This window comes from Streptomyces sp. NPDC111507 (genome assembly GCF_055638955.1).
The window spans coordinates 169641-190718 of sequence record NZ_JBVKBU010000008.1 but is presented as its reverse complement, the minus strand read 5'-3'; the positions used below and the strand labels follow the sequence as shown (position 1 = coordinate 190718).

Genomic DNA, 21078 nt, shown 5'->3' with positions numbered 1-21078 from the left:
CTGGTGGCACCAGGTCAGGTGACGATCTTCAGGATGAAGCCGTCGTTGTCTCCGTCGATGATGCGGTTGTTGCCGTAGAAGCCTTGCAGGAGATTCCCGCCGGCCCGGTTGTCGTCCTTCGGTATCGGCTTCACCGAGAAGTTGAATTTTCTGACTTCGGGGTCATAGTCGTGTTCCGCGGCCCCCTCGTAGGTGGTCGCGAAGGGGTACTCGTCGCACTCCTTGCCCCCGTTGGTGTAGTTGGCGCCCCAGTATCGTCTGCATTGCTTGACTGCCGCCTTGCGGTTGTTGTCCCTGCGGGTGGCACTCACCGTGCGGTGCAGAGGGTCCCCCGCTGTCTGGCCTGGCACCTTCTTCGCCGACATGTACGGTTTGGTGTCCTGCGGGTTGATGAACGCCGTCCTGATGTGCGCGGCCTCGGCTCGTTCCTCTGCTCCCTGCTTCGCGCTCAGAACGAGCGCTGTGATGTAGCTGAAGGTGGCCGCGCCCTTCTTCGCCGGGTCGCCGCCGCCGGTGGAGTTGGCCAGGTACGACGCGGCATCCCATCGGGGCGCGAGCATGAACAGCTTGCCGCCCATGGCCCCGCTCAGCGTCCACGGTGCCGGAGGCGTGTAGCTGATGGCCGGCTCGTACACCGAGAAGAGCAGATCAGAGTTGCCGCTGCCTTGCCCCGGCTTCGCGTTCACCGTCTCGTGGAACGTGCGAAGCGCCTCCAGCTCCGCGAACGTCTTCGTGCCCGGCGCGTTCCCGCCCCGGGTGTAGCGCGCCCCGGCTGGCCAACTCTGCGGGACGTTGCCCTTCGTCGTGATCGGCATAGACGCGGCGCCGGTCGTGCCGGTCGTCGCAAAGTCGGTGAAGTAGTACTGGAAATCGATCGTGCGGCTGTTCTTCGCGATCATGCCGACCACACGCACGTTGAACGCGCTCTCGCCGACAACCTGTCTGTTGCGCACCCAGGTCTGCAGGAACGACGCCCCGTCACACACCGCGAACCGGGACTTCACGAAGAATTTCTTGTCGCTGCCCAGCCCCTTCTTGCACTCCTCGAACGTCATCGTCCGAGCCGGCTGCGGAGCCGTGACCCCAGCCCGGGCCGACCCCGCAGCCTCCGAGGCCGGTACCGTGCCCGAGGCTCTGCGGGAGATGGGCGCGTACGAGGCAGCCGGACCCACCGTCTCCCGCGCCAACCCCACCCCCGGCTCCGCCTTCGCGGTGAGTTCCCTCAGCTGCTGCACACCCTGCCCGCTCTGAAACTCTTTCAGTGCCGGTGTGGCAGCACCGACCGGGAGCACGTACGACTCCACTTTCAGATCGTCCCGGCCGTCCGCGCTCGCCCCTGCTGACGCCGTGGCCGACACCACAGCGAGCACGGTCAACGTCGTCAGTGCACGCGAACTGCCCCGCCACGTCCAGGCTCTGCCCATCATTCAAACCCCCGGAACTCAGGTGGCGCCGGACCTGACGTCCCGCACCTGGCCACCCAAGACCTTCTCGAACAGAGAAGCGAAAAAAAATGGCGCCACGCCGGACATGTCCTGATCGCAACGGCACCTTGGCCGAGATCACGACACTCCGACTCACCCCCAACTCCCGGGGCCTGCCGAGCACCCAAGGGTCGTGGTGCGGCTGCGGATCTGCTCGCCGCTCTGGACGGCTTCGCGGGGGTTCGTCGGTGGCCGGGTGATGAACGGGGTGAATGACCTTGCGCAGACCCCTAGGCGTACCGACTAGTCGGTACTAGCCTCTGGCCACGCTCTCGGAGCCGGGCGCAGTGTGCCCCCGTCGCCCCGACACAAACACCCGGTTTCCGTATCCCCAGAAGGAGCCGTATGTCCGCCACTCCGACGGCGTTCGACGCCGACAGACCCACGCCCGATGAGTCCGCCGTGGACGCCCGCGGCCCGCTGGCCTGGCTGTACCGCCGCGACCTGGCGGACTACCCGCCCACAGGTCGCCGTATGGCGTATCTCGCGATTGTGGTCATCACCACCGTCGTCCTGTACTACATGCTGTACATCCAGTACGCGGTGGCGACGTCGATCATCACGCACTTCGACATGACGTACCGCTACTTCGTCTGGGTCTCGGTGATCGGCAACGCGATCGGGGCCTTCGCCTCGCTCGTGGCCGGTCTTGCGGATCGCTGGGGCCGGGCGAATCTGGTGGTCTACGGACTCCTGATCGCCGCGCTGCTGGTCTTCTTCGGGCTGCCGAACGCGGCGAACAAGACCACCTATTTGGTGCTCTTCGCGCTCGTCAGCTTCATCGAGGGCATCGTGCTGGTCGCCACCCCTGCGCTGATCAGGGACTTCTCCCCGCAGCTCGGCCGGGCCACCGCGATGGGGTACTGGACGATGGGCCCGGTCATCGGCTCTCTGGTGGTCACCACCGTCACCAGCAACACCCTCGACAGCGCCACCTGGCAGGACGAGCTGCGTTATTCGGCGATTGCCGGGTGCGTCGTCTTCGTCGTCGCGATCTTCGCGCTGCGCGAGCTGTCCCCGGCGCTGCGCGACCAGATCATGGTGTCGCTGCGGGACCGGGCGCTGGTCGAGGCGCGCGCCAAGGGGCTGGACACCGAGGCGGTGCGCCGCGGCGAGTGGCGGCAGATGATGCGCCTGGACGTGCTGGGCTCAGCCTTCGCCATCGCCGTGTTCCTGCTGCTGTACTACGCGGCGGTCGGCAACTTCGTCGTCTACTTCGCGACCACCTTCGGTTACAGCGAGCAGCGCACCAACGCGCTGGCCAACTGGTACTGGGGGGCGAACGCCATCGCCCTGGTCCTGGTCGGCCTGCTCTCGGACCGGCTGAAGGTGCGCAAGCCCTTCATGATCGTCGGTGCGGTCGGCTCCGTCGTGGTGACCGCGCTCTTCGCCACCCGCGCCACCCACCTGACGACCGACTACTACACCTTCGCCTGGCTGTTCATCGGCATCGGCGTCTTCAGCGGCATCGCCTACGCGCCCTGGATGGCCAGCTTCACCGAGACCGTGGAGAAGCACAACCCGGCGGCGACCGCGGCGGGCCTCGCGGTGTGGGGCTGGACGGTGCGCATCGTGGTCGCCGTCTCCGCGGCCTTCATCCCGGTGCTGGTGACTTCCGTGACCCCGCTCGTGGAGCACGGCGCCGAGGTCAAGGCCGCCTCGGTGCAGGCGGCGCCCGCGCTGGCCATCGTCAATGCGCACCCTCAGCTCTTCGCCGAGCTGAACAAGTACACCCCGACCACCGTGCCGCCCGCGCTGGGCGCCCGCGCCGTCAAGGAGGTCGGTGCGGAGAACCTGGGTGTCGTGCAGAAGGCGGCGCCGCAGCTGAAGCTGCTGCAGGAGTACGGCCCCGAGGTCCAGAAGGCGTCGAAGGACGGGCCCGGCGAATGGCGCAACTGGTGGTGGATCTGCGTCGGCGGCCAGGTGCTCTTCCTGCCTTTCGTCTTCGTGATGGCAGGTCGCTGGAGCCCGAAGAAGGCGCGTGAGGACGCCGAGGCGCATCAGCTAGCGGTCGACCGCGAACTGGCCGCCCTCGCCGCCGCCGGGGAGTGACCGGACGCGGAGTCGGCCGGCCGTGGACGGGCCGGCCGTCTCCGCGGTCGCGTGTATAGGGGCAGCGAAGCCCCGCACCTCGGGTTGACTGCCCCTGTCGCTGTGATGAATCAGGCCGGAGCCCTTCTTGATGCCGCGCCGCCACAGCGCCATCTCCAGGTCATCCAGCGGGAGTTCGGTGCGCATGTGGGTGGCAAGCTGCCATCCGACGATCATCCGCGAGTACACGGACGAAGGCGACACGAGCCAGCCGGACCAGGACCGTATATAGGTCGACGGGCAGGAACCCGGCGGGCTCCGCGGCATGTTCCGTCGGCTGGCGTGACGTCGGCAGGCCCGGCCTCAGGTGCCCCGGAGTCCCCACTACAGCCGGCCCGGGCCGATAGGGTTGCCCAAGCCGCAGACAGGCGCGGACGATTCGCGCGAGGCCGCGCAGCGACACCACCAAGCGATGACAGAACCTGTGACGCGTAGCTGACCTGGTGGAGGTTCCCGGTGGCCGAGATCCCCCGAGAGGAACGCACGCCGTACTTCGCGTGCACGGCGTGCGGGCTGATCGGGGAGCCGGATTCCGCGGACTAGACCCTCACCGGCGACCGAGGACACGTCGACTGGACCCGTCCCATGACCGTGGGCTGCGGCTTCTGCCGCACACAGACCCGGATCACCAGTACGGACGTCCTGGACCGCGACACGGAGCACGCTTGCTCCCGCTACGGGATCCGCACCGCCTGCCCAGCAGATGCCGATCGAGTCGTCTGCTGGGGCTGCGGCCTCAACGAGCCCGGAGCCGCTTCCGTCGGGGGCCGCGCCACCTACAGGCAGGACGTTGAGCACGGTGCCGATCAGTGGGCCACCGCTCGTGTCCGCGTCGCCAAACAGAACGCACGTGCGCGTGGGGCACTGCCCGGATGGGCCTCGTAGTCATCGCTTGCTGAAGCAAGTCCAAGCAGGCCGGCCCCGGCGCGAAGAATCTGTCTCAATGTCCGTGGCGGCGGCCACACTTGATCCATGACGCTCGATCGTGCCGACGTGGCACCGCCGCTGCTGATCCCCCCAGGATGGACGATCACGCACTTTCCACGGGTCGTGCCGTCGGCTTCACATAATTTCCCCCGCCGGATGTGATCCTGTGGCCGGCTCAGACGGCTACACGAGTGGGCACAGCGCCGGCACGTCCGTAGGCGAGCACCTGGGCGAGGACTTCGCGGAACAGGTGGACGTCCTCGGCTGGTGCTTCGATGAGGGCTTCGATGTCCCCGTCGGTCAATCGCAAGTCCTCCAGTGCTTCAGGGTGGAGCGAGACGCGGAGGACGTTGCCTGTCTGAACGGCTTCGCGGACACAGCCATACGCGGTCCCCTGTCCGGCTGTGACCAGGCAGTGTGTGTCCATGCCCAAGGCGACATCCTGATCATCTGGGTCTTCCTCACCTGCCATGAACATCAAGATGAAGCCGCTTCCGTCCTCGCCCTCGGCGAGAGCTGCTTCGGTGAAGTAGCCGTCAGGGTCGATCTCGGTAGTGGCGACAAGAGCAGTGAATCGGTATGTCATGACGGGGTTGTATCAGCGCGCTCAGCCGAGGAAGGAGGCAGGGGCGGGGCGCAGACGTTCCGCCTCCGAACGATGGCGATTCATGACGCGGGCCCCGGGACCCTCCTACGTAATTCGGAGAACGCACGCGCTCTGGCTGCGCAGCGGGAGGCAGAAGGAGTACCGGCGCCTGTACCGGGGACATGTGCTCCTCGCGGCCATCGCCTGGTCCAGCACCCGCTCCTGAGCGAGCGTCGGGATGTGCTTGGACGTTGCCAGATCGACACGGAACAAAAAGCCCCGTGTGGGGTGGTTGCACGACTGGTCGGGCCTGTAGGAGTAGTACTTGCAGCGCAGGATCGCGACCGGGCAGTCGTTGCCGCCCGGGCTGAAACCCATGTCCCGAAGCTGACGCCGCGTGGCCAGTCCTTCGGGAACCGCGCTGCGGTCGAACTCGGCAACCAGCGGGTTCGAGGAATCTGAAGGGTGCTCTCGCCGGAACCCGCTGGAGAGGGGAGGGTTCTGACCCGGGGTGCCACGCGGGTTCGCCGTCAGCACGTGCGACAAGATGAGGCCTCCAATCGATAAGGGGCGTTGGGATGGGTTATGAACTGCAGGCCGTCATCGCCAAAGACGAGGTACTCCGTGGCGCCTCACGGGACTTGCCTGCCGCTCGGGTGGCCTCTCTCGGCCAGGGCCTGTCACTGCTACCCATGACGGACCAGCTCTTCGACGCTGCAACGGACGGCGCCGAATGCGGCCCTCTGGGGTTCTGGCGGCTTCCGGGAGGATTCGACAAGCGGCTCGCGGACTGGTCAGCCGCCGGAGTGGTGGCCTACGTGGAAGCCGAGTACTTCGGAGGTGTCGGCAAGCAACGCGCTGCCGTCTGGGCTGATCGTGCCGTCGTACTGGGGCCCCTCTATGTACTGGAGGGCCAGCCCTTCGGATCCGTCGGCAGCCCGATCTCGCAGGCCCTCCGGAGGCTAGGTGTGGTGGCAGATGCGACTACAGACGAATTCGCAACCGTGGGGCTGGATCGTCATCGGCACAGCGAGGACTGGACTGCTTACTGAACCTTTCACGTTGGGTTCGGTTGGTATGAGGTGATGGTCAGTCCGGTCTCGTTGAGGCGACCGTCGATGAGTTCGGGATGACGCTGGAGATGGGCAATTCCTCGGCGGAGAGTGTGGGTGAGGTGGCCGGGGTCGCTGAACGCGGTGTTGGCCAGAGCCCCGCGTCGTAACAGCGACCAGACTCCTTCCACTGGATTCAAGTCCGGGCTGTTGGGCGGCAGTTGGATGACAGTCAGCCATTCGTGGCCGGCAGCGTATCTGCTGATCCCGGCGGCACGGTGGGTGTTCAAATTGTCCGAGACGACAACGATCGGGGCGCCGGGTTGCAGGTGCGCGCGGACCAGGAGGCCACGGTAGTCCTGCCAGGCGAAGCTCCCGCGTGCTCCGCAGCGAACGACGGGTACGTGCGCTGGCAGATTGGCCGCAACCGCGAGCAGCTCGGGCGCGAGCGGCTGGACCTGGTCCTGCTGCACAACCCGGAGCGGTCTCATCCCGGAGACCGGGCGGGGCTGCACCGGGCGGTCCGCGACGCGTTCGCCGTCCTGGAGGAGGAGACGGCGGCCGGGCACGTGGCCGGGTACGGCATCGCTACCCGGGCGGGCCCGGAAGAGGAGGCGTTCACGGTGGAGGAACTGCTCGCTCTGGCCGGTGAGGTCGCTGGGGGACAGCAGTACCACCACATGGTCGCGGTCCAGATGTCGGTCAGCCTGGTGATGGTGACGTTCGCGGCCGAAGCGGTTGGCCTCCGCGGCGGAGCCCGTCATCGGGTGCAGCCAGAACCCGTATGCCGCAGACGTGATCTGCTTCTGCGTCAGGTAGAGCTGCCACCGTTTGATCCCGTGATCAAGGGACCCGCCGAAGCACCGCTGATGAGGGGTGAGAAGGCGTACCTCACGGACCGCGGCCGGGTAGCGATGTCGGGGACTCCTGCGGATGCTCAGTTTGCCACTGTCTTCTGCTGCGGCTCGGCCGGAGCGGGTTGCGAGGCGGCCGCCGCGGTGTAGAAGACCGACGAGCCCTGCTTGGTGCGGTGAGCATGGCCCTTGGCGACGAGCCCTTCGAGGGCGGTGCGCACGACCGTGGTCTTCACGCTGCGGTCGGGGTGGGCCTGCGTGAGCGCGGCAGTGATTTCGGCAGCGGAACGCGGCTCACTCTGCCGCTCCAGGTGGCCGCGGATCACCTCGACGAGGGTCGGCTCGGCGGCTGTCCCGGACGCGTTTACGAGCGAGGTCTTGGCGCCGGGCTTCTTGGCAGCTGTCTTCTTCGCGGGTGTAGCGGCCGCCCTCTTCGGCTTGTGCTGCTTGGGTTTGGCGGAGTTCTGGTGAGGCACGGACGGCGCAGCTGCCGTGGCGGCCTCGGCGGCGGGATTCGCGGTGCCGAGAGCCTGCTGCATGTTCACCAGCACGGTGTGGTCCTGCTGCAGGGCACGCAGCTGCTCCTGCAGGGCCTCGATCTCCTGACCGATACGTTCCTGCTCCTTGGTGTTGCGGTCAAGGTCACCCGTCACCTGGGCGATGTAGTGCGATGTCAGTTCTGTGGAAGGGGAGTTGATTTCAGAAGCCGTGTTCCTATCGATCACGAGGACGGTTCTGATCGAACAGGGCCCCTGGGCGGGTGATCTTGACCGGGTGGGTGCATGAGAACAGGGCCGCCATGGGACGCGCACCGCCTCGGTCAGTGACCGTATCCGAGGCGGTGAGTGCGCAGGGCCCCGCCCACGCCCTGCGCACCGCATCGGGCGGGCCCTCCTTTCTGGCGCCCAGCCGCAGATCAGCGGTCTTCATCACACACGAGGCCACGGCCCGACGCACGTGCTGGCAACGGGTGTCAGCTGTGCCCGTTCGGTTCGGTCGGGTACGGCCGGCACCCACACACGACGCGTCGGTGTCCGTGCTCGTTCAGCCGCTGACGGCGGCGTAGACCTTGGCGATGTCGAACATGTTGTGGACCGAGACGAACTTCTCCGACTCGATGTCGATGGTGAAGATCGACGTCGCGGGCAGCGCGAGACGGGTCACCGCCGAGCCGGTGTCGACGGAGAAGGTCGGAAGGGCGGTGGACACGACGGTCACGGTGGAGGCGGACCGGGCAGGCGCCAGGTTCACCGGCACGACGTCACCCATCAGCGGGGTGGTCCATATGTCGATCATCGAGTGCTTGACGGAGGCGACGTGGAAGAGCTGCGCCGAGAAGTCCTTGATGGCCTCGACGGTCACGATGGGGTCGTCGGCGTTGAACTGCAGCGTCGTGTTCGGCACGGCGAGGTAGTTGTTGGCGACGCGAGCGGCGTCCCGGGAGTCGACGGAGTCGTAGTACGCCTGGACGATCTGGATGAGGTCCGCGTCGGGGAGCGCGGTCTGGGTCCTCATTTTCGGTTCACCTTCTTGTACTTCTGAAACGGACTGCGGCCCCCGCCGGGCGGACGACGGCGCGACGGGGTGGTCGATGGGTCAGGGAAGCAGGACGACCTTGCCCTTGTTGTGGTGGGCCTCGATCTCGGCGTGGGCCTGGGCGGCCTCGGTGAGGGGGAAGGTGCGCCACACCGGCACCCCGAGCTCGCCGCGGGCGATGAGATCAGCCAGGAGCGGCAGGGCCTGCGGGAACCGGTCGGCCGGGTCGAGTCCGGTGAAGCGCACCTTGTGCTCGGCGAAGGTCATGTCGGCGATGGTGACGACCCGCGCGACATCGCCGGCCAGGGCGATGGACTCGGCGAGGACGCCCACGCCCGCGGTGTCGAGCACGCGGTCCACCGTCCCCGGCACGGCGTCCCGGACCCGCTCGGCCCAGCCTTCGCCGTAGCGGACCGCCGTGGCCCCGAGCTTGCCGATGCGGTCGAAGTCGTGCTCGCCAGCGGTGCCGATCACCGTGACACCGCGGGCGACGGCCAGCTGCACCGCGACGGCCCCGACGGCGCCGCCCGCGGCGTGGACCAGCAGCGTCTGCCCGGGGGCGACGCCCAGGTGTTCGAGCGCCCGGTAGGCGGTCTCGCCGACTGTGATCATGGCCGCCGCGGTCTCGAACGACAGCTCAGCGGGCTTGGCGAACGGCTGGTCCAGCAGCACGTACTCGCTGTAGCCGCCGAGGTGCGCCGAGCCGAAGACCTCGTCACCGGGTGAGAACTGGGTGCCCTCGCCCGCCTTGTCGACTACCCCGGCGACGTCCTGGCCGGGGATGAACGGGAACTCGACCGGCATGATCCCAGCCAGTTCGCCGGAGCGCAGTTTGAGGTCGATGGGATTGACGGCGGTGGCACGGACCCGGATGCGGACCTGCCCAAGCCCGGGCTGCGGCGTCGGAACGTCGGACAGGGTCAGCACGTCGGGCGCGCCGTAGTCGGAGAAGGTGATCGCAGCAGACACAGGGACTCCTGAAACGCAGGGAAACCAGTTCTCACACCTGAATCACTCAGGGCGTATGATTCCCGGTGTATCACACACTGCGTATGATTCACAAAGCCCAAGAGGCGCATGTCACACATGACGTATGATTTGGAGTCGTGACCTCGACGCCGGCCCACCGTCGCCCACCCGCCCGGAGCAACCCGCGTGCCCAGCGCACCCGCGCTCGGATTCTGGCCGTCGCGCGCGAGCTGCTGCCCGAGGTCGGGCCGACCGGGCTGACCTACGCCCTGCTCGCCGAGCGAGCGGACGTCACCCGCCAGACGCTCTATCGGCACTGGCCCAACCGCTCGGCCCTGCTCTTCGACCTGATCCTCGACGGTCCCGACATCGGCGACTACCCCGAGCCGAGCAGCGATGTACGCGCAGCTGCCACGGCCTGGCTGAAAAGTCTGCGCGCCGGCGTCACCGTCCCGGCGATGCGCACCGCTCTGCTCGCCGTCCTCGCCGAGGCCGATCACCACCCCGACAGCCCCCAGGCGCTCGTCCGTATCGGCGAGACCGCCGCGCGGCCCTGAACCGGGTCCTGGAGCCCTCCGGCATCCAGGTCGACGCCGACGGGTACACCCTGCTCTACGGACCCGTGTTCGCCCGGCTCCTGCTCGACCGCGGCCCGATCACCGACCCCTTCATCGACGCCGTCGTCGCCCAGTGGCTCAGCACCCTGCGGTGCACAGGAGCCGGCCCTCGCACAGAGCTCCAGGTCCGAGGCTTCCTCGATGGACCCCCGAACGATCAGTGAGCACTGGGAGCTCCCGGCCGTCCTCAACTCGAAATGATCACCACCGGCCAGCCGGGCTCGAAGCGTTCGTTCCCCTGGTTCTAGGTCTAGGTCACAAGGCCGAGCAGGACAGGACCAGGGACCGATGACCCCGCTTCGGATGGTTGTTAGCGTGGAAAGCGCTTCTGGCAGCCACCGGAGGGAGGCCGATCAATGGCGGTCGAGCTCAACCACACGATCGTCGCCGCGCACGACAAGCGGGCGTCCGCACGGTTCCTCGCCGAACTGCTGGGTGTGGAAGTGGCACCGCAGTATGGTCCGTTCGTCCCGGTGCGGATACCGAACGGCGTGACGCTGGACTACGCGGACACGGCCGGTTCGATCACCCCGCAGCACTATGCGTTCCTCGTCTCCGAGGACGACTTCGACGCGATCTTCGCCCGTGTCCGCAAGGCGAGCCTGAGCTACTGGGCGGACCCCTATCACCACCGCCCCGGCGAGATCAACCACAACGACGGCGGCCGCGGGGTCTACTTCGACGACCCGAACGGACACAACCTGGAGATCCTGACCAGACCGTACGGGAGCGGCGAGGACTGACGGGCCTGAGAAGCCGTTGACCCCTCAATCATGAGGACGGTGCTGATGGAACGGCATCCCCGGTCGGGTGATCCTGGCCGGGTGGGCGCATGAACGCAGGACCTCCAGTGCAGCACGAGGGTTGCGAAGCCAACTCGAGTGCAGGGAGGTCCTGTTGTCACGGTCTTGCGTGCTGGCCCCGATCCCGTCCAACTCGTGTGTGTCGGCGTGTGATTGCCTCGCCCACCGGTTCGGGAACGCGGCCGACCGCCCCGACCGGGTGTGGTGGTATCCCTCCGACATGACGGACGTGGAGTGGCAGGTGGTGCGCGACGCGATGCCGGTCCCGGCCTGGATGGAGGGCCGGGGCGGACAGCCGGAGGGCTACTGCCACCGGCAGATGCTGGACGCCGTGCGGTACGTCACCGACAACGGAGTGAAATGGCGCGCTTCCCGCAGACTTTCCTGCGTGGGACGGGTCTACGGGTTCTTCCGCAGGTGGCGCACGAAGGGCCTGGCCCAGGAGTTCCACAGCGGGCTGCGGGAGAAGGCCCGCCAGGCCGAAGGGCGCCGGGCACAGCCGACGGCGGCGGTCATCGACTCGCAGCCGGTCAAGCGGCGGCCTCGGTGCCCGAGGTCTCGCGAGGCTACGACGGCGGCAAGAAGATCAACGGCAGGCGCCGGCACGTCATCACGGACTGTCTGGGCCTGCTGCTGATGGTGCTGTGGTGTTCCTGCTCATCGGCTTGACCGGGTCGGGTAAAGGGACCGACGACGCCCCACGGCGCGATACCCACGAGCGCCCGCAAGGGTCGGGCCGGGGGCACGGTCGCCCCCTCCCGCGATGCCGTCCGCCCGGCCGGTCGGCGTGGGCGGGGCGTTGCGCGCGTGTCCGGCCGGCGTCACGCGCCCGACAGCAGGTGCAGACGCAGGGCGAGTTGGAGTTCCAGAGCCTGTTCGGGGGCGTTCCAGTCCGGACCGAGCAGCGCCTGGATGCGCTCCAGCCGCTGCACGACGGTGTTCACATGGACGTGCAGCTCCTCCTTCGCCCGGGTCAGGCTCCCGCCGCAACCGAAGTAGGCGCGCAGGGTGCGGACCAGTTGGGTGCCGCGTTGGGCGTCGTACTCCAGCAGCGGCCCCAAAGCGGCAGCGACGAAGCCGTCCACATCATGGTCGTCACCCAACAGCACTCCGAGAAAGCCGAGTTCGGCGACGCTCGCCCCATGCCCGTCGCGGCCGAGCACATGCAGGGCCCGCAGACAGCGCAAGCCCTCGGCGTGCGCGTCGGCGATGGCCCGCGGCCCGGCCGCCGGCCCGGCGCCGGCCACCGTGACCGGCACGCCGACCAGTTGGCCGAGCTGCCCGGCGGCGACGCGGGCCGCCTCGCCCGGCCCGGTGCCGTCGCACGGGAGCAGCAACATGACGCTGCTCTCGTGTTCCGCGCTGACGCCGCCGCACCCGAACAGGTACTGCACGGCGGCGTCGGCGAGCCGCTGCCGGGCCGCGTCGCCGGTCCGGGCGACGAGCAGGATGTGCGGCCGTTCGAGGTCGAAGCCGAGGCGCCGGCCGCGGGCCACCAGGCCGGCCGGGTCGCGGTCGGGCGCGGTGAGCAGATCGGTGATCAGGTCGCCGCGGACCCGGTTCTCGGTCTCCGCGACCGAACGCCTCAGCAGGAGCAGCAGCGACGTCACTACGCTGCTCCGCTCGAACAGGCGCCGCTCGGGGCCGTCGAGATCCGGCCGCCCGTGCAGGACCAGACAGCCCAGCAGTTCCTGCCCGGCCAGCACCGCGCAGACCCAGCGCCCGTCACGGAACACCGCGTGGGCGGCCGCGTGCGAGCTCTTCGCCGCGGCGAGCAGCGCCGCCGCCTCCTGTGTGCCACCGCTGTCTTCCGTGCCCCTGGTCAACGCGCCGCCGTGCTCGCCGACCGCGGTGAGCGGCCACCCGGAGCCGTCGTGGACCGCGACGTCCCCCTTCAGCAGAGCGGCCACAGCGGTGGCCACGTCAGAGACGTCGCCGCCGCGGAGCACCAGATCGGTGAGCCGGTCGTGCGATTCCTCGGCACGCTGCATGGCGGCGGAGTGCTCCCGGATCACGGCGTTGGCCTCGGCCAGCTCGGCCAGCGCGATCCGCGCGTCCGCCATGGCCTTGGCGGTGTCGATGGCGATGGCGGCGTGGTCGGCCAGGGAACACAGCAGGGCGACCTCGTCCGGGGCGAAGGTGCGTGGCGTGCGATCCGCGGCGAAGAGCGCCCCGATGACCTGGCCGCCACCTCCCGACCCCAGCAGCAGCGGCACGCCGAGAATCGCGACCAGGCCCTCGTCCAGAACCCCGGCGTCGATGCTGCCGGTGTGCAGGAAGCGGTCGTCGGTGCGGTAGTCCGGGGAGGCGTAGGGGCGGGCAGTCTGCGCGACCAGACCGCCCAGACCCTCGCCCAGCTGTAGGCGCAGGTTCTGGAACAGCTCCGACACCGAGCCGTCGGTGACCCGCATGTAGGTGTCCCCGGCCTCCTCGTCGGGCAGCGTGAGGTAGGCCGTGTCGGTGCCCAGCAGCAGCCTGGCCCGCCGGACGATGGAGCGGAGCACGGCGTCGAGGTCACGCAGGGCCGCCAGGTCGCTCGCGGTGTCGAAGAGCGCGGTCAGCTCCGCCTCCCGGCGCCGGTGCTGCCTGAGCGTGCTCTGTACGCGCAGCGCCGCTTCGGTGGCCTGCTCGACCGCCGCGAGATCCTGGGCGGCCGCACCGCTGCGGCGGGCGTCGACGGCGACGGCGCCGAGGTCCTCGGCGGGGGCGCCCGCGGCGAGGAGCTCGAGCAGCCGGCGCAGATGAGGGGTGACGGAGGCGGGCTTGTGCGACATGGGTGGTCAACCGTTGCGAAGTCGGTGGGCGGTGGAATCGATGCACGGCAGAGGAGGGTTGGGGTCCTATGGGGCAGGACCCTAACCCTCCTCGGCGGGTGAGCGGCGCGGGACCCCGGCCCTCCGGCCGGTCGGCGGCGCGGGGTCGTCAGGCGGACGCGGCTGTCTGCTGGTCCGAGGCCGGCCGTACCGCGGAGTCGTCCGGCTCGATCGCGGCCAGGTCCCGGCCGCGCGTCTCGCGGGCGGCGACGACGGCGATCACCGTGATCAGGGCGGCCAAGCCGATATACACCGAGATCGGTGTGGAGCTGCCGTAGGAGCCGAGCAGAGCGGTGGCGATCAGCGGGGCCGGGGCGCCGGCCGCAACCGAGGAGAGCTGGGCGCCGATGGAGGCGCCGGTGTAGCGCATCCGGGTGGCGAACAGCTCGGAGAAGAACGCCGCCTGGGGCGCGTACATGGCGCTGTGGAAGATCAGTCCGACGGTGACGGCCAGGACGAGTGCGGGGAAGGACCTGGTGTCCAGCAGGGCGAAGAAGGCCCAGGACCACAGGCCGACACCGACCGCGCCCACCAGGTAGACTGGCTTGCGGCCCACCCGGTCGGAGAGCGCGCCGAACAGCGGGATGAGGCAGAACTGCACGGCCGAGCCGATCAGCACCGCGTTCAGTGAGGTCTGCTTGTCGATCTCGAGGTGGTCGACGCAGTAGGTGAGGACGAACGCGGTGATCACGTAGTACGAGATGTTCTCGGCCATCCGGGCGCCCATCGCGACCAGGATGTCCCGCCAGTGGTTGCGCATGACCGCGACGAACGGCGGTTGTTCGGCCCGCTGTTGCGCCTTGCGCCGCTCGGCCCTGGCCAGTGCCTCCTTGAACAGCGGGGACTCGTCGACGGACAGCCGGATCCACAGACCGATCATGACCAGCACGGCGGAGAGCAGGAACGGCACGCGCCAGCCCCATGAGTTGAACGCGTCGTCGCTGAGCAGGGTGGTCATCAGGGAGAGCACTCCGACGGCGACCAGGTTGCCGGCCGGTGCGCCGGCCTGCGGCCAGGAGGCCCAGAATCCGCGCCTGTTCGCATCACCGTGTTCGGACACCAGCAGTACGGCGCCGCCCCACTCGCCGCCGAGGGCGAAGCCCTGGACCAGGCGCAGGGTGGTCAGCAGCAGGGGAGCCGCGACACCGATCGTGTCGTAGCCGGGGACGCAGCCGATCAGGGCGGTGGAAAGGCCCATCATCAGCAGGCTGATCACCAGGAGCTTCTTGCGACCGAGGCGGTCGCCGAAGTGGCCGAAGACCACGGCGCCGATCGGGCGGGCGGCGAAGCCGATGGCATAGGTGAGGAAGGACAGCAGGGTGCCGGTCAGCGGGTCCGACTCGGGGAAGAACACGCGGCCGAAGACCAGGGCGGCGGCCGAACCGTAGAGGAAGTAGTCGTACCACTCGATGGTGGTGCCGATGAGGCTGGCCGCGACGATCTTGCGCAGGCCGCCCGGCCTTCCTGCGGCGCCTGGGTCGTTCACGGCGTTGTGAGCGCTGGGCATGGTTTCACCGATTTCCAAGGGAGAGGGGAGCGGAACCGCCGGACCGGCCGACGCTGGGGGACGAACGGAGGGATCCGGGGGAGTTCGTTGGCGAGGTGCGCCAGCGGCGCCGACAGGACGCCGGCCGACGGGTGGGCGACGGCCCGTCAGCGGGCTGTCCAGCCGCCGTCCAGCGGGATCGAGCTGCCGGTGATGTAACTGCTGCGACGGGTGCACAGCCACAGGGCGGCCTCGGCGACCTCGGCCGGCTCGATCAGACGCTTGATCGCGGTGCGTTCCAGGAACACCTGGTCCATCACGTCCGCCGCCGGGATGCCGTGGGCGAGCGCCTGGTTGGCGATCTGCTCCTCCACCAGCGGTGTGCGGACGTAGCCGGGATTGATGCAGTTGCTGGTCACGCCGTGCGCGGCGCCCTCCAGGGCGACCACCTTGCTCAGGCCCTCCAGAGCGTGCTTCGCCGCAACGTACGCCGACTTGTAGGCGCTGGCCCGCAGGCCGTGCACCGAAGAGACGTTGACGACGCGGCCCCACCGCTGCGCGTACATGTGGGGCAGGGTGCGGCGCAGGATCCGGAACGGCGCCTCGACCATCACCCGCTGGATCAGCGTGAAGCGTTCCGGAGGGAACTCGTGCACGGGTGCGACGTGTTGCAGACCCGCGTTGTTGACCACGATGTCGGCATCGTCCGGCAACGCGTCCACGGCGCCGGCCTCGGAGAGGTCGGCCACGACGGCGATGCCGCCGATCGCCTCGGCCACCTCCTTGGCGCCCTCGGCGGCCCGGTCGACCACGTAGACCGCGGCACCGGCCGCGGCGAAGCCCTCGGCGCAGGCCCGGCCGATTCCGCTGGCCGCACCGGTGACCAAGACTTTGTGCCCGGTGAGGAATCGGGTCGAGGCCAGACCGGACGCGGTGGCGTCACCGGGCTCGGGATGCTGGAGCGAGCCCTCGGCGGAGCTCTTGGTGCTGTCCATGGCCGAACACCGTAGGTAGGAACCATGAGGTGAGACACGTGGGTCGCCAACACATTTCTGGTACAACAGATGGTTTCCACCACCATGTCTGGACGGTCGACGGCCGCTCCCGGCGGCCCCTACGCGCCCGAAACGCCCGATGATTACGGGTGTGCCGGCCCGCACGGCCCGTCGCATGCCACAGCGTCCTCGACATCGCCTGCGGCACGGGCATCGTGACCAGGAGGCTGCTGCGCCCCGGGCGTACGGTGCTGGGAGCGGACCGCTCAGCGGGCATGCTGGTGTCGACGGGCGAGCGGGTGCCGGGCGGTGTCGTACGTGCGGACGCGACCCGGCTCCCCTTCGCGTCCGCCAGTGTGGACGCCGTCGTGTGCAAACGGCTTGCCGCCCTACCGGACCAGGACACGGCACGCCCAGATCCGCTGTACCGGCTGATCGCGTTCCGGCGCGACGGCCCCGGTCCCCACTCCGCTGAGACGGGACAAGGGGCGGTCGACCAGAGGCAATGGGGCGGGGGGCCGTGCGTGGGTTGACGGTGGAGTCTTCTGGTGTCTGTCGTTGGGGTGTGTGAGCGGCAGGCGGAGCTGCTGTTCGGGGAACGCGGACGCCCGGACGCCGACCGCATCGAGCGCGTGCTCCTGGACGACGGCGCCGACCCGAAGACGGCGCGGGTGGCCACCGTCCTCGGGCCGCCGGCCGAAAAGACCAAGAAGCGGAAGCAGACTCCGCTGCCCGCCGTCGACTTCGGGGTCCGGCCGCAGGCGAGCCTGATCGTGCTGTGGGCTCTGGGAGACGACTGCACCCGGCAGGTCATCGTGCGGGCGCACGAGCGGGGTGTCACCACCGTGCCGGGCCCGCTGGAGGATGAGGTCGCGGAGGCCCGGTGGTCATCCGGCCGTCAGCGTGCAAAGGCCCTCGCGCTGGTGATCGCGGCGTTCCGGCACTTCGACAACCGGGACGGCTTCCCCCTCTTGCATGAGCACTGCCTGATCCTGAACCGGGTGCAGCGCTCGGACGGCTCGATGCGGGATGTGCGGGTTCGCATTTCGTGTGTCCCTTTCTCGTTGACGCTGGCCTCCGTCCGGCCCAAGGGACAGCACAACGAGACGAAGTCCTGTCCTACTATTCGCTCGTAGTGGTGCTGCCCTGTCCGTGACCTTGGCGGCGGCCTCTCGAGCGTGACCGTGGTGTCAACTCAGCTGGTGGCGTAGCGGCCGGAATCCGTCTCAGCGGGCGCACCCGTGCTGGAAGAATCTGGGCGAACCGGTACGGGTCTTCGGCATCCTGACCAACGAGGCAGTCCGGGAAGCGACCGACCTGCTGACAGTCGACATTCTGCGCAATGCAACTGCCCCGCCCCGACCCACGACGCCGAACTCCTTCTTTGACCTGCCCTGCGGGCAGCTGGGGGAACGCATCGCCGATGCGGCGCTGACCACCGGCTTTTTGTCCCTAGAGCCAGACGACGGCTTACTCCTGTGCGACCCCACATGGCTCGTCGGGCGGCCTGACGAAATCCGGCTGAACGAGCCAGGGCGAAGGTGACACCGCCCAACTCCAGGGCATTGCTGTTTCAAGATCTCGTACGCGAACGGCGAAGCGTTCTCGGCCGACGCCGAGCGCCTCCCCGCCGTGTGCGACCAACTCATGTGCCGCCACCGTCGATTCGGTCCACCTCGTCGACATCGCCATTGGCAGTGACCGTAGCCATGCGGTGGGCCAGGATCATGAGACGCAATGGCGTGGCCCATTACCAGGACAACCCGACAACACCCAGGTCATCGCAATGGAACGGGACACGCCGAATGCGAACCTACAGGATGAGTCAGGGTGTTGCGTTCGGTGCGCCGGGCCTGCCGCAGAAGGCGGTTTCGAGGAGGGCGTGGGCCGTCGTGCTCTGGTCGGTGGTGGGGAAGAGGCCGGACGGGGTGAAACTGACGGCGAGCTGGCGCCGGCCGTCCGGGGTGCCGAAGCTGAGGGTGGTGGAGCCGTAAGTGCCGCCGCCGTGTCCCCAGACGGTGGTGCAGGACAGGCGGGCGCGTTCCAGGCCGAGGCCGTAGCCGCCGTCCGGACCGAGGTCGACCGCGGTGGTCAGGTCCCGCTGTTGGGCGGGGCGGAGGAGTCTGCCGCCGAGCAGGGCGGCATTGAAGCGGGTCAGGTCGTCGGCCGTGGAGATCATTTCTCCTGCCGCCCCGGCGACGGACATGTTCTGCTCGGTGATGTCCACGGGCTTCTGCCCGGGCCGTAGGAGGTAGGCGTGGGCGTGCGGACCGGGCAGCCGTACGGAGGTGCCCGGCACGCGGGTGTGGGTGAGGTGGAGGGGCCGCAGGATGCGGCGGGTCACTTCCTGAGCGTAGGTGTGGCCGGTCATCTTCTGGATGAGCAGGCCGGCCAGGAGATAGTCGGTGTTGGAATAGCGCCATCCGGTCCCGGGCGGGAAGTAGGCCGCGTGGGCCGGGTCGTCGGCTGTGGCGACGAGCCCGGCGGGGGTCCACGTGCGCCAGCGGCCCGCCGACAGCCAGCGCTCCAGGGCGGCGGGGTCGGCGGGATCCTCCAGGACTCGCGGGTCGTCGGTGTAGTCGTAGATTCCCGAGGTGTGATTGAGGATCTGTCGCACCGAGACGGCGTCGGCATCGCGGACCACGCCGGGCAGATACTTGCCGAGGGGGTCGTCGAGCCGGAGCCGTCCCTCTCCCGCGAGTTGCAGGACGACGGTGGCGACGAAGCTCTTCGTCACGCTGCCGATCCGGAAGGAGCCCTCCGGTCGAACGGGGAGACGGCGGGCGAGATCCGAAGTGCCCGCGCTGCCCCGCCAGACGACGACGCCGTGCTCGCGTGTCTGCCCGAGGGCCGCCGTCGCGCCGTCGGAGACGAGCGTGGCGAGTTGCCGCTGGAGTGATCCGGTGGCGGCTGGATCCGGCGTCCGCTGTGCGGGCAGTGCAGCGGCGGTGCCCGCCGAGCAGGCCAGTGTCACGGCCAGGGCCGCGGCAAGAGTCCGCAGCCGTCCATGGGCACGCTGAATGGGCATGGGTTCGCCGTCCCTTCCTTCACCGCGGTCTGTCGCGCGGAGCGGGTGACCGGGAACCGCCCCGGCCACCGGCATCCTTGGCCAAGGCACGGTCAGGGCGCGTCCCTCTCCAGCGGTACTGCCCCCTGATTCCTCCCCTGCCTCCGCGCCCTGACGTTTCTCAGGGACAGGGGACGGCTCGGGGTGGCAGCGCGGTGGAATGCGGCCGGGAGTTCAAGAGCCCACCGTCGCGCGCCCCGGGACGGAGCGTCTATGAGGCGTCGCGAGTGAAGCGCCAGGCTCCGCAGGCGAGGGCGAGTGTGAGGTAGAGGGCGAGGTCGAGGAGGGCGAAGGAGAGGGAGGGGGTGCGTTCTGGGTGAGGGGGGTGTGGGTGGAGCTGGCCGAGGGCGTCCGCGGCGTTGCTCAGCATGAGCTTGCTGGGCAGGTAGGACCAGCCTTCGACGGCCTTGGCCGCGCCGTAGCCGAGATAGACCAGGGCGAAGAGCGCGGCGACGGCTCCGGCGGTGTGCCGGATGACGGCCCCGAGGCCATAGCCCATGAGGGTGACGACGAACAGGTACAGCCCGGCACAGGACACGGCGCGAAGCACGCCTGGAGTGCTCAGACCGACGTCAAGGTGCTGCCTGGCCAGGATGGCCTGTCCGATGAAGAAGCTTATGAACGCGGTCAGTTCGCCCAACAGCAGGGCGAATCCGCCGATGACGAGGGTCTTGGCGGTGTAGGCGAGCGCGCGCCGGGGAGTCGCGGTCAGCGTCGAGCGGATGAGCCCGGTGGTGTACTCGCTGCTGACGCCCAGCACACCGAGGACGCCGAAGGCGAGGACGGCAAAGGCGAAGCCGGAGAGTGAGTCGCCCACCGGGTCGAACTGGGCCCGGTCCGCCATCGCCATGTGCGGCCAGGCGTTGGCGGTGTGCGAGACGTCCATGACGCTCAGCGCCAGGCCGAATGCCACGGCGATGAGGGCGGTGATCCAGGTCGAGCGGAGGGAACGCAGCTTGACGACCTCGGAGGCTAGGGCACCTGTCAGTGCGGTGGGCATCAGTGGCCCGTCCCTTCGGCCCGGTATTCCACGGCGGATTCGGTGAGGCTGAGGTAGGCGTCCTCCAGTGAGGCTCCGGCAGGAACGAAGTCGTTGATCGGGACATCGGCGAGCAGACGCCCTCGTCCGATGACGAGAAGGTGATCGACGGTGAGGGCCATCTCGCTCATCAGGTGGCTGGAGACCAGGACGGTGCGTCCTTCGGCGGCCAGCGACCGCATGAGGGTCCGGATCCACCTGATGCCTTCCGGGTCCAGGCCGTTGGCGGGTTCGTCGAAGATGAGCACCGGCGGGTCGCCGAGCAGGGCGGCGGCGATGCCCAGGCGCTGCTTCATGCCGAGCGAGTAGGTGCCGATCCTGCGGTGGGCGACGTCGGCGAGGCCGGTGAGGGCGAGCACCTCCTCGATTCGGTTGCGCCGGATGTGGTTGGTGGCTGCGAGCGCGGCCAGATGCGCCCGCGCCGTACGGCCCTGGTGGACGGCCCCCGCGTCGAGGAGCGCGCCGACGCGGCGCAGCGGCTGTTCGGCCTGGCGGTAGAGCGTGCCGGCCACCAGGGCGCGGCCGGCGTCCGGGGTGTCCAGACCGAGGACGGCCCGGATGGTGGTCGACTTCCCCGCGCCGTTGGGGCCGAGGAAGCCCGTCACGCGGGCGGGGTGGACCTCGAAGGTGAGGTCGTCGACGGCGGCCTTGCGGCCGAAGCGTTTGGTGAGGTGTTCGCATCGGATCACGTCCATGACGATGCCGGGACGCACAAGACGCTTCATCTGCCTGTGGGCAGGTCCTTTCGGGCCCGGGTCC

The 21078-nt window shown here is 68.9% G+C and carries 22 protein-coding genes and 3 pseudogenes; 10 read left to right on the top strand and 15 right to left on the bottom strand.

Annotated features, from left to right (window positions below; genetic code table 11):
* Positions 1 to 14: 14 nt before the first annotated feature.
* A complete protein-coding gene (locus ACZ7M2_RS30260) occupies positions 15 to 1055 on the bottom strand; it encodes a NucA/NucB deoxyribonuclease domain-containing protein (protein ID WP_471597976.1) in 1041 nt (346 codons plus the stop codon).
* Positions 1056 to 1077: 22 nt separating this feature from the next.
* On the opposite strand from ACZ7M2_RS30260, the gene ACZ7M2_RS30255 reads away from it, so the two are divergent.
* From ACZ7M2_RS30255 to ACZ7M2_RS30245, 3 genes are all read left to right on the top strand, one after another.
* Positions 1078 to 1251 (top strand): hypothetical protein, encoded by a 174-nt coding sequence (locus tag ACZ7M2_RS30255; protein WP_471597975.1) that lies wholly within the window; start codon positions 1078 to 1080, stop codon positions 1249 to 1251.
* 96 nt (positions 1252 to 1347) lie between these two features.
* Positions 1348 to 1539 carry a hypothetical protein gene (locus tag ACZ7M2_RS30250; RefSeq protein WP_471597974.1) on the top strand — a complete coding sequence of 64 codons (192 nt, stop codon included), beginning with the start codon at positions 1348 to 1350 and terminating at the stop codon, positions 1537 to 1539.
* Positions 1540 to 1829: 290 nt separating this feature from the next.
* Positions 1830 to 3536: an MFS transporter gene (locus tag ACZ7M2_RS30245; protein ID WP_471597973.1), complete on the top strand. Its 1707-nt coding sequence runs from the start codon at positions 1830 to 1832 to the stop codon at positions 3534 to 3536.
* On the opposite strand, the gene ACZ7M2_RS30240 is transcribed toward ACZ7M2_RS30245, so the two are convergent.
* The 3 genes from ACZ7M2_RS30240 to ACZ7M2_RS30230 all read right to left on the bottom strand — a co-directional run bounded on the left by ACZ7M2_RS30240 (position 3489) and on the right by ACZ7M2_RS30230 (position 5625).
* The gene (locus ACZ7M2_RS30240; RefSeq protein ID WP_471597972.1) at positions 3489 to 3764 is read right to left on the bottom strand and encodes a hypothetical protein; all 276 of its coding nucleotides are present in this window, start codon (positions 3762 to 3764) and stop codon (positions 3489 to 3491) included. The genes ACZ7M2_RS30245 and ACZ7M2_RS30240 overlap by 48 nt on opposite strands.
* 913 nt (positions 3765 to 4677) lie before the next feature.
* Positions 4678 to 5088, bottom strand: a complete 411-nt coding sequence (locus tag ACZ7M2_RS30235; RefSeq protein ID WP_471597971.1) for an Imm10 family immunity protein — start codon at positions 5086 to 5088, stop codon at positions 4678 to 4680.
* Between the two features lie 105 nt (positions 5089 to 5193).
* Entirely contained in the window at positions 5194 to 5625 is a 432-nt protein-coding gene (locus tag ACZ7M2_RS30230) for an RRQRL motif-containing zinc-binding protein (protein WP_471597970.1), read from the bottom strand.
* A 41-nt stretch (positions 5626 to 5666) separates the two neighbouring features.
* Here ACZ7M2_RS30230 and ACZ7M2_RS30225 point away from each other — a divergent pair, with 41 nt between their 5' ends.
* Positions 5667 to 6140 carry a hypothetical protein gene (locus ACZ7M2_RS30225; protein ID WP_471597969.1) on the top strand — a complete coding sequence of 158 codons (474 nt, stop codon included), beginning with the start codon at positions 5667 to 5669 and terminating at the stop codon, positions 6138 to 6140.
* Between the two features lie 5 nt (positions 6141 to 6145).
* Here ACZ7M2_RS30225 and ACZ7M2_RS30220 read toward each other — a convergent pair.
* A pseudogene (locus tag ACZ7M2_RS30220) lies at positions 6146 to 6526 on the bottom strand (transposase); the annotation flags it as partial.
* On the opposite strand from ACZ7M2_RS30220, the pseudogene ACZ7M2_RS30215 reads away from it, so the two are divergent.
* Positions 6419 to 6670, top strand: a pseudogene (locus ACZ7M2_RS30215) (hypothetical protein); the annotation flags it as partial. The pseudogenes ACZ7M2_RS30220 and ACZ7M2_RS30215 overlap by 108 nt on opposite strands.
* A 252-nt stretch (positions 6671 to 6922) precedes the next feature.
* On the opposite strand, the pseudogene ACZ7M2_RS30210 reads toward ACZ7M2_RS30215, so the two are convergent.
* From ACZ7M2_RS30210 to ACZ7M2_RS30195, 4 genes and pseudogenes are all read right to left on the bottom strand, one after another.
* Positions 6923 to 7075: pseudogene (locus ACZ7M2_RS30210) on the bottom strand (hypothetical protein); the annotation flags it as partial.
* Between the two features lie 2 nt (positions 7076 to 7077).
* On the bottom strand, positions 7078 to 7647 hold the full coding sequence (locus ACZ7M2_RS30205) for a hypothetical protein (RefSeq protein ID WP_471597968.1): 570 nt from the start codon (positions 7645 to 7647) through the stop codon (positions 7078 to 7080).
* 391 nt (positions 7648 to 8038) lie between these two features.
* Positions 8039 to 8509, bottom strand: a complete 471-nt coding sequence (locus ACZ7M2_RS30200) for a nuclear transport factor 2 family protein (RefSeq protein WP_471597967.1) — start codon at positions 8507 to 8509, stop codon at positions 8039 to 8041.
* An 81-nt stretch (positions 8510 to 8590) separates the two neighbouring features.
* The gene (locus ACZ7M2_RS30195) at positions 8591 to 9499 is read right to left on the bottom strand and encodes an NADP-dependent oxidoreductase (protein ID WP_471597966.1); all 909 of its coding nucleotides are present in this window, start codon (positions 9497 to 9499) and stop codon (positions 8591 to 8593) included.
* A 137-nt stretch (positions 9500 to 9636) separates the two neighbouring features.
* Here ACZ7M2_RS30195 and ACZ7M2_RS30190 point away from each other — a divergent pair, with 137 nt between their 5' ends.
* The 3 genes from ACZ7M2_RS30190 to ACZ7M2_RS30180 all read left to right on the top strand — a co-directional run bounded on the left by ACZ7M2_RS30190 (position 9637) and on the right by ACZ7M2_RS30180 (position 11556).
* The gene (locus ACZ7M2_RS30190) at positions 9637 to 10056 is read left to right on the top strand and encodes a TetR/AcrR family transcriptional regulator (RefSeq protein ID WP_471597965.1); all 420 of its coding nucleotides are present in this window, start codon (positions 9637 to 9639) and stop codon (positions 10054 to 10056) included.
* A 416-nt stretch (positions 10057 to 10472) separates the two neighbouring features.
* Positions 10473 to 10859: a VOC family protein gene (locus tag ACZ7M2_RS30185; protein ID WP_471597964.1), complete on the top strand. Its 387-nt coding sequence runs from the start codon at positions 10473 to 10475 to the stop codon at positions 10857 to 10859.
* Between the two features lie 280 nt (positions 10860 to 11139).
* Positions 11140 to 11556: a transposase gene (locus ACZ7M2_RS30180; protein WP_471597963.1), complete on the top strand. Its 417-nt coding sequence runs from the start codon at positions 11140 to 11142 to the stop codon at positions 11554 to 11556.
* 184 nt (positions 11557 to 11740) lie between these two features.
* On the opposite strand, the gene ACZ7M2_RS30175 is transcribed toward ACZ7M2_RS30180, so the two are convergent.
* The 3 genes from ACZ7M2_RS30175 to ACZ7M2_RS30165 all read right to left on the bottom strand — a co-directional run bounded on the left by ACZ7M2_RS30175 (position 11741) and on the right by ACZ7M2_RS30165 (position 16213).
* Complete coding sequence (locus ACZ7M2_RS30175; RefSeq protein ID WP_471597962.1) at positions 11741 to 13693, bottom strand: helix-turn-helix domain-containing protein; 1953 nt, start codon at positions 13691 to 13693, stop codon at positions 11741 to 11743.
* Positions 13694 to 13841: 148 nt separating this feature from the next.
* Positions 13842 to 15239, bottom strand: coding sequence for an MFS transporter (locus tag ACZ7M2_RS30170; RefSeq protein ID WP_471597961.1), 1398 nt, complete (start codon positions 15237 to 15239; stop codon positions 13842 to 13844).
* A 146-nt stretch (positions 15240 to 15385) separates the two neighbouring features.
* Positions 15386 to 16213, bottom strand: coding sequence for a 3-hydroxybutyrate dehydrogenase (locus ACZ7M2_RS30165; RefSeq protein WP_471597960.1), 828 nt, complete (start codon positions 16211 to 16213; stop codon positions 15386 to 15388).
* Positions 16214 to 16362: 149 nt separating this feature from the next.
* Here ACZ7M2_RS30165 and ACZ7M2_RS30160 point away from each other — a divergent pair, with 149 nt between their 5' ends.
* Complete coding sequence (locus ACZ7M2_RS30160) at positions 16363 to 16746, top strand: class I SAM-dependent methyltransferase (RefSeq protein WP_471597959.1); 384 nt, start codon at positions 16363 to 16365, stop codon at positions 16744 to 16746.
* Between the two features lie 15 nt (positions 16747 to 16761).
* On the top strand, positions 16762 to 17349 hold the full coding sequence (locus ACZ7M2_RS30155) for a relaxase domain-containing protein (RefSeq protein WP_471597958.1): 588 nt from the start codon (positions 16762 to 16764) through the stop codon (positions 17347 to 17349).
* Positions 17350 to 18038: 689 nt separating this feature from the next.
* Here ACZ7M2_RS30155 and ACZ7M2_RS30150 read toward each other — a convergent pair.
* The 3 genes from ACZ7M2_RS30150 to ACZ7M2_RS30140 form a co-directional block, all read right to left on the bottom strand.
* Entirely contained in the window at positions 18039 to 19241 is a 1203-nt protein-coding gene (locus tag ACZ7M2_RS30150) for a serine hydrolase domain-containing protein (protein ID WP_471597957.1), read from the bottom strand.
* 250 nt (positions 19242 to 19491) lie between these two features.
* Positions 19492 to 20280: an ABC transporter permease gene (locus tag ACZ7M2_RS30145; protein ID WP_471597956.1), complete on the bottom strand. Its 789-nt coding sequence runs from the start codon at positions 20278 to 20280 to the stop codon at positions 19492 to 19494.
* A complete protein-coding gene (locus tag ACZ7M2_RS30140) occupies positions 20280 to 21044 on the bottom strand; it encodes an ABC transporter ATP-binding protein (protein WP_471597955.1) in 765 nt (254 codons plus the stop codon). Before ACZ7M2_RS30140 ends, ACZ7M2_RS30145 begins: the two co-directional genes overlap by 1 nt.
* Between the last annotated feature and the right edge of the window lie 34 nt (positions 21045 to 21078).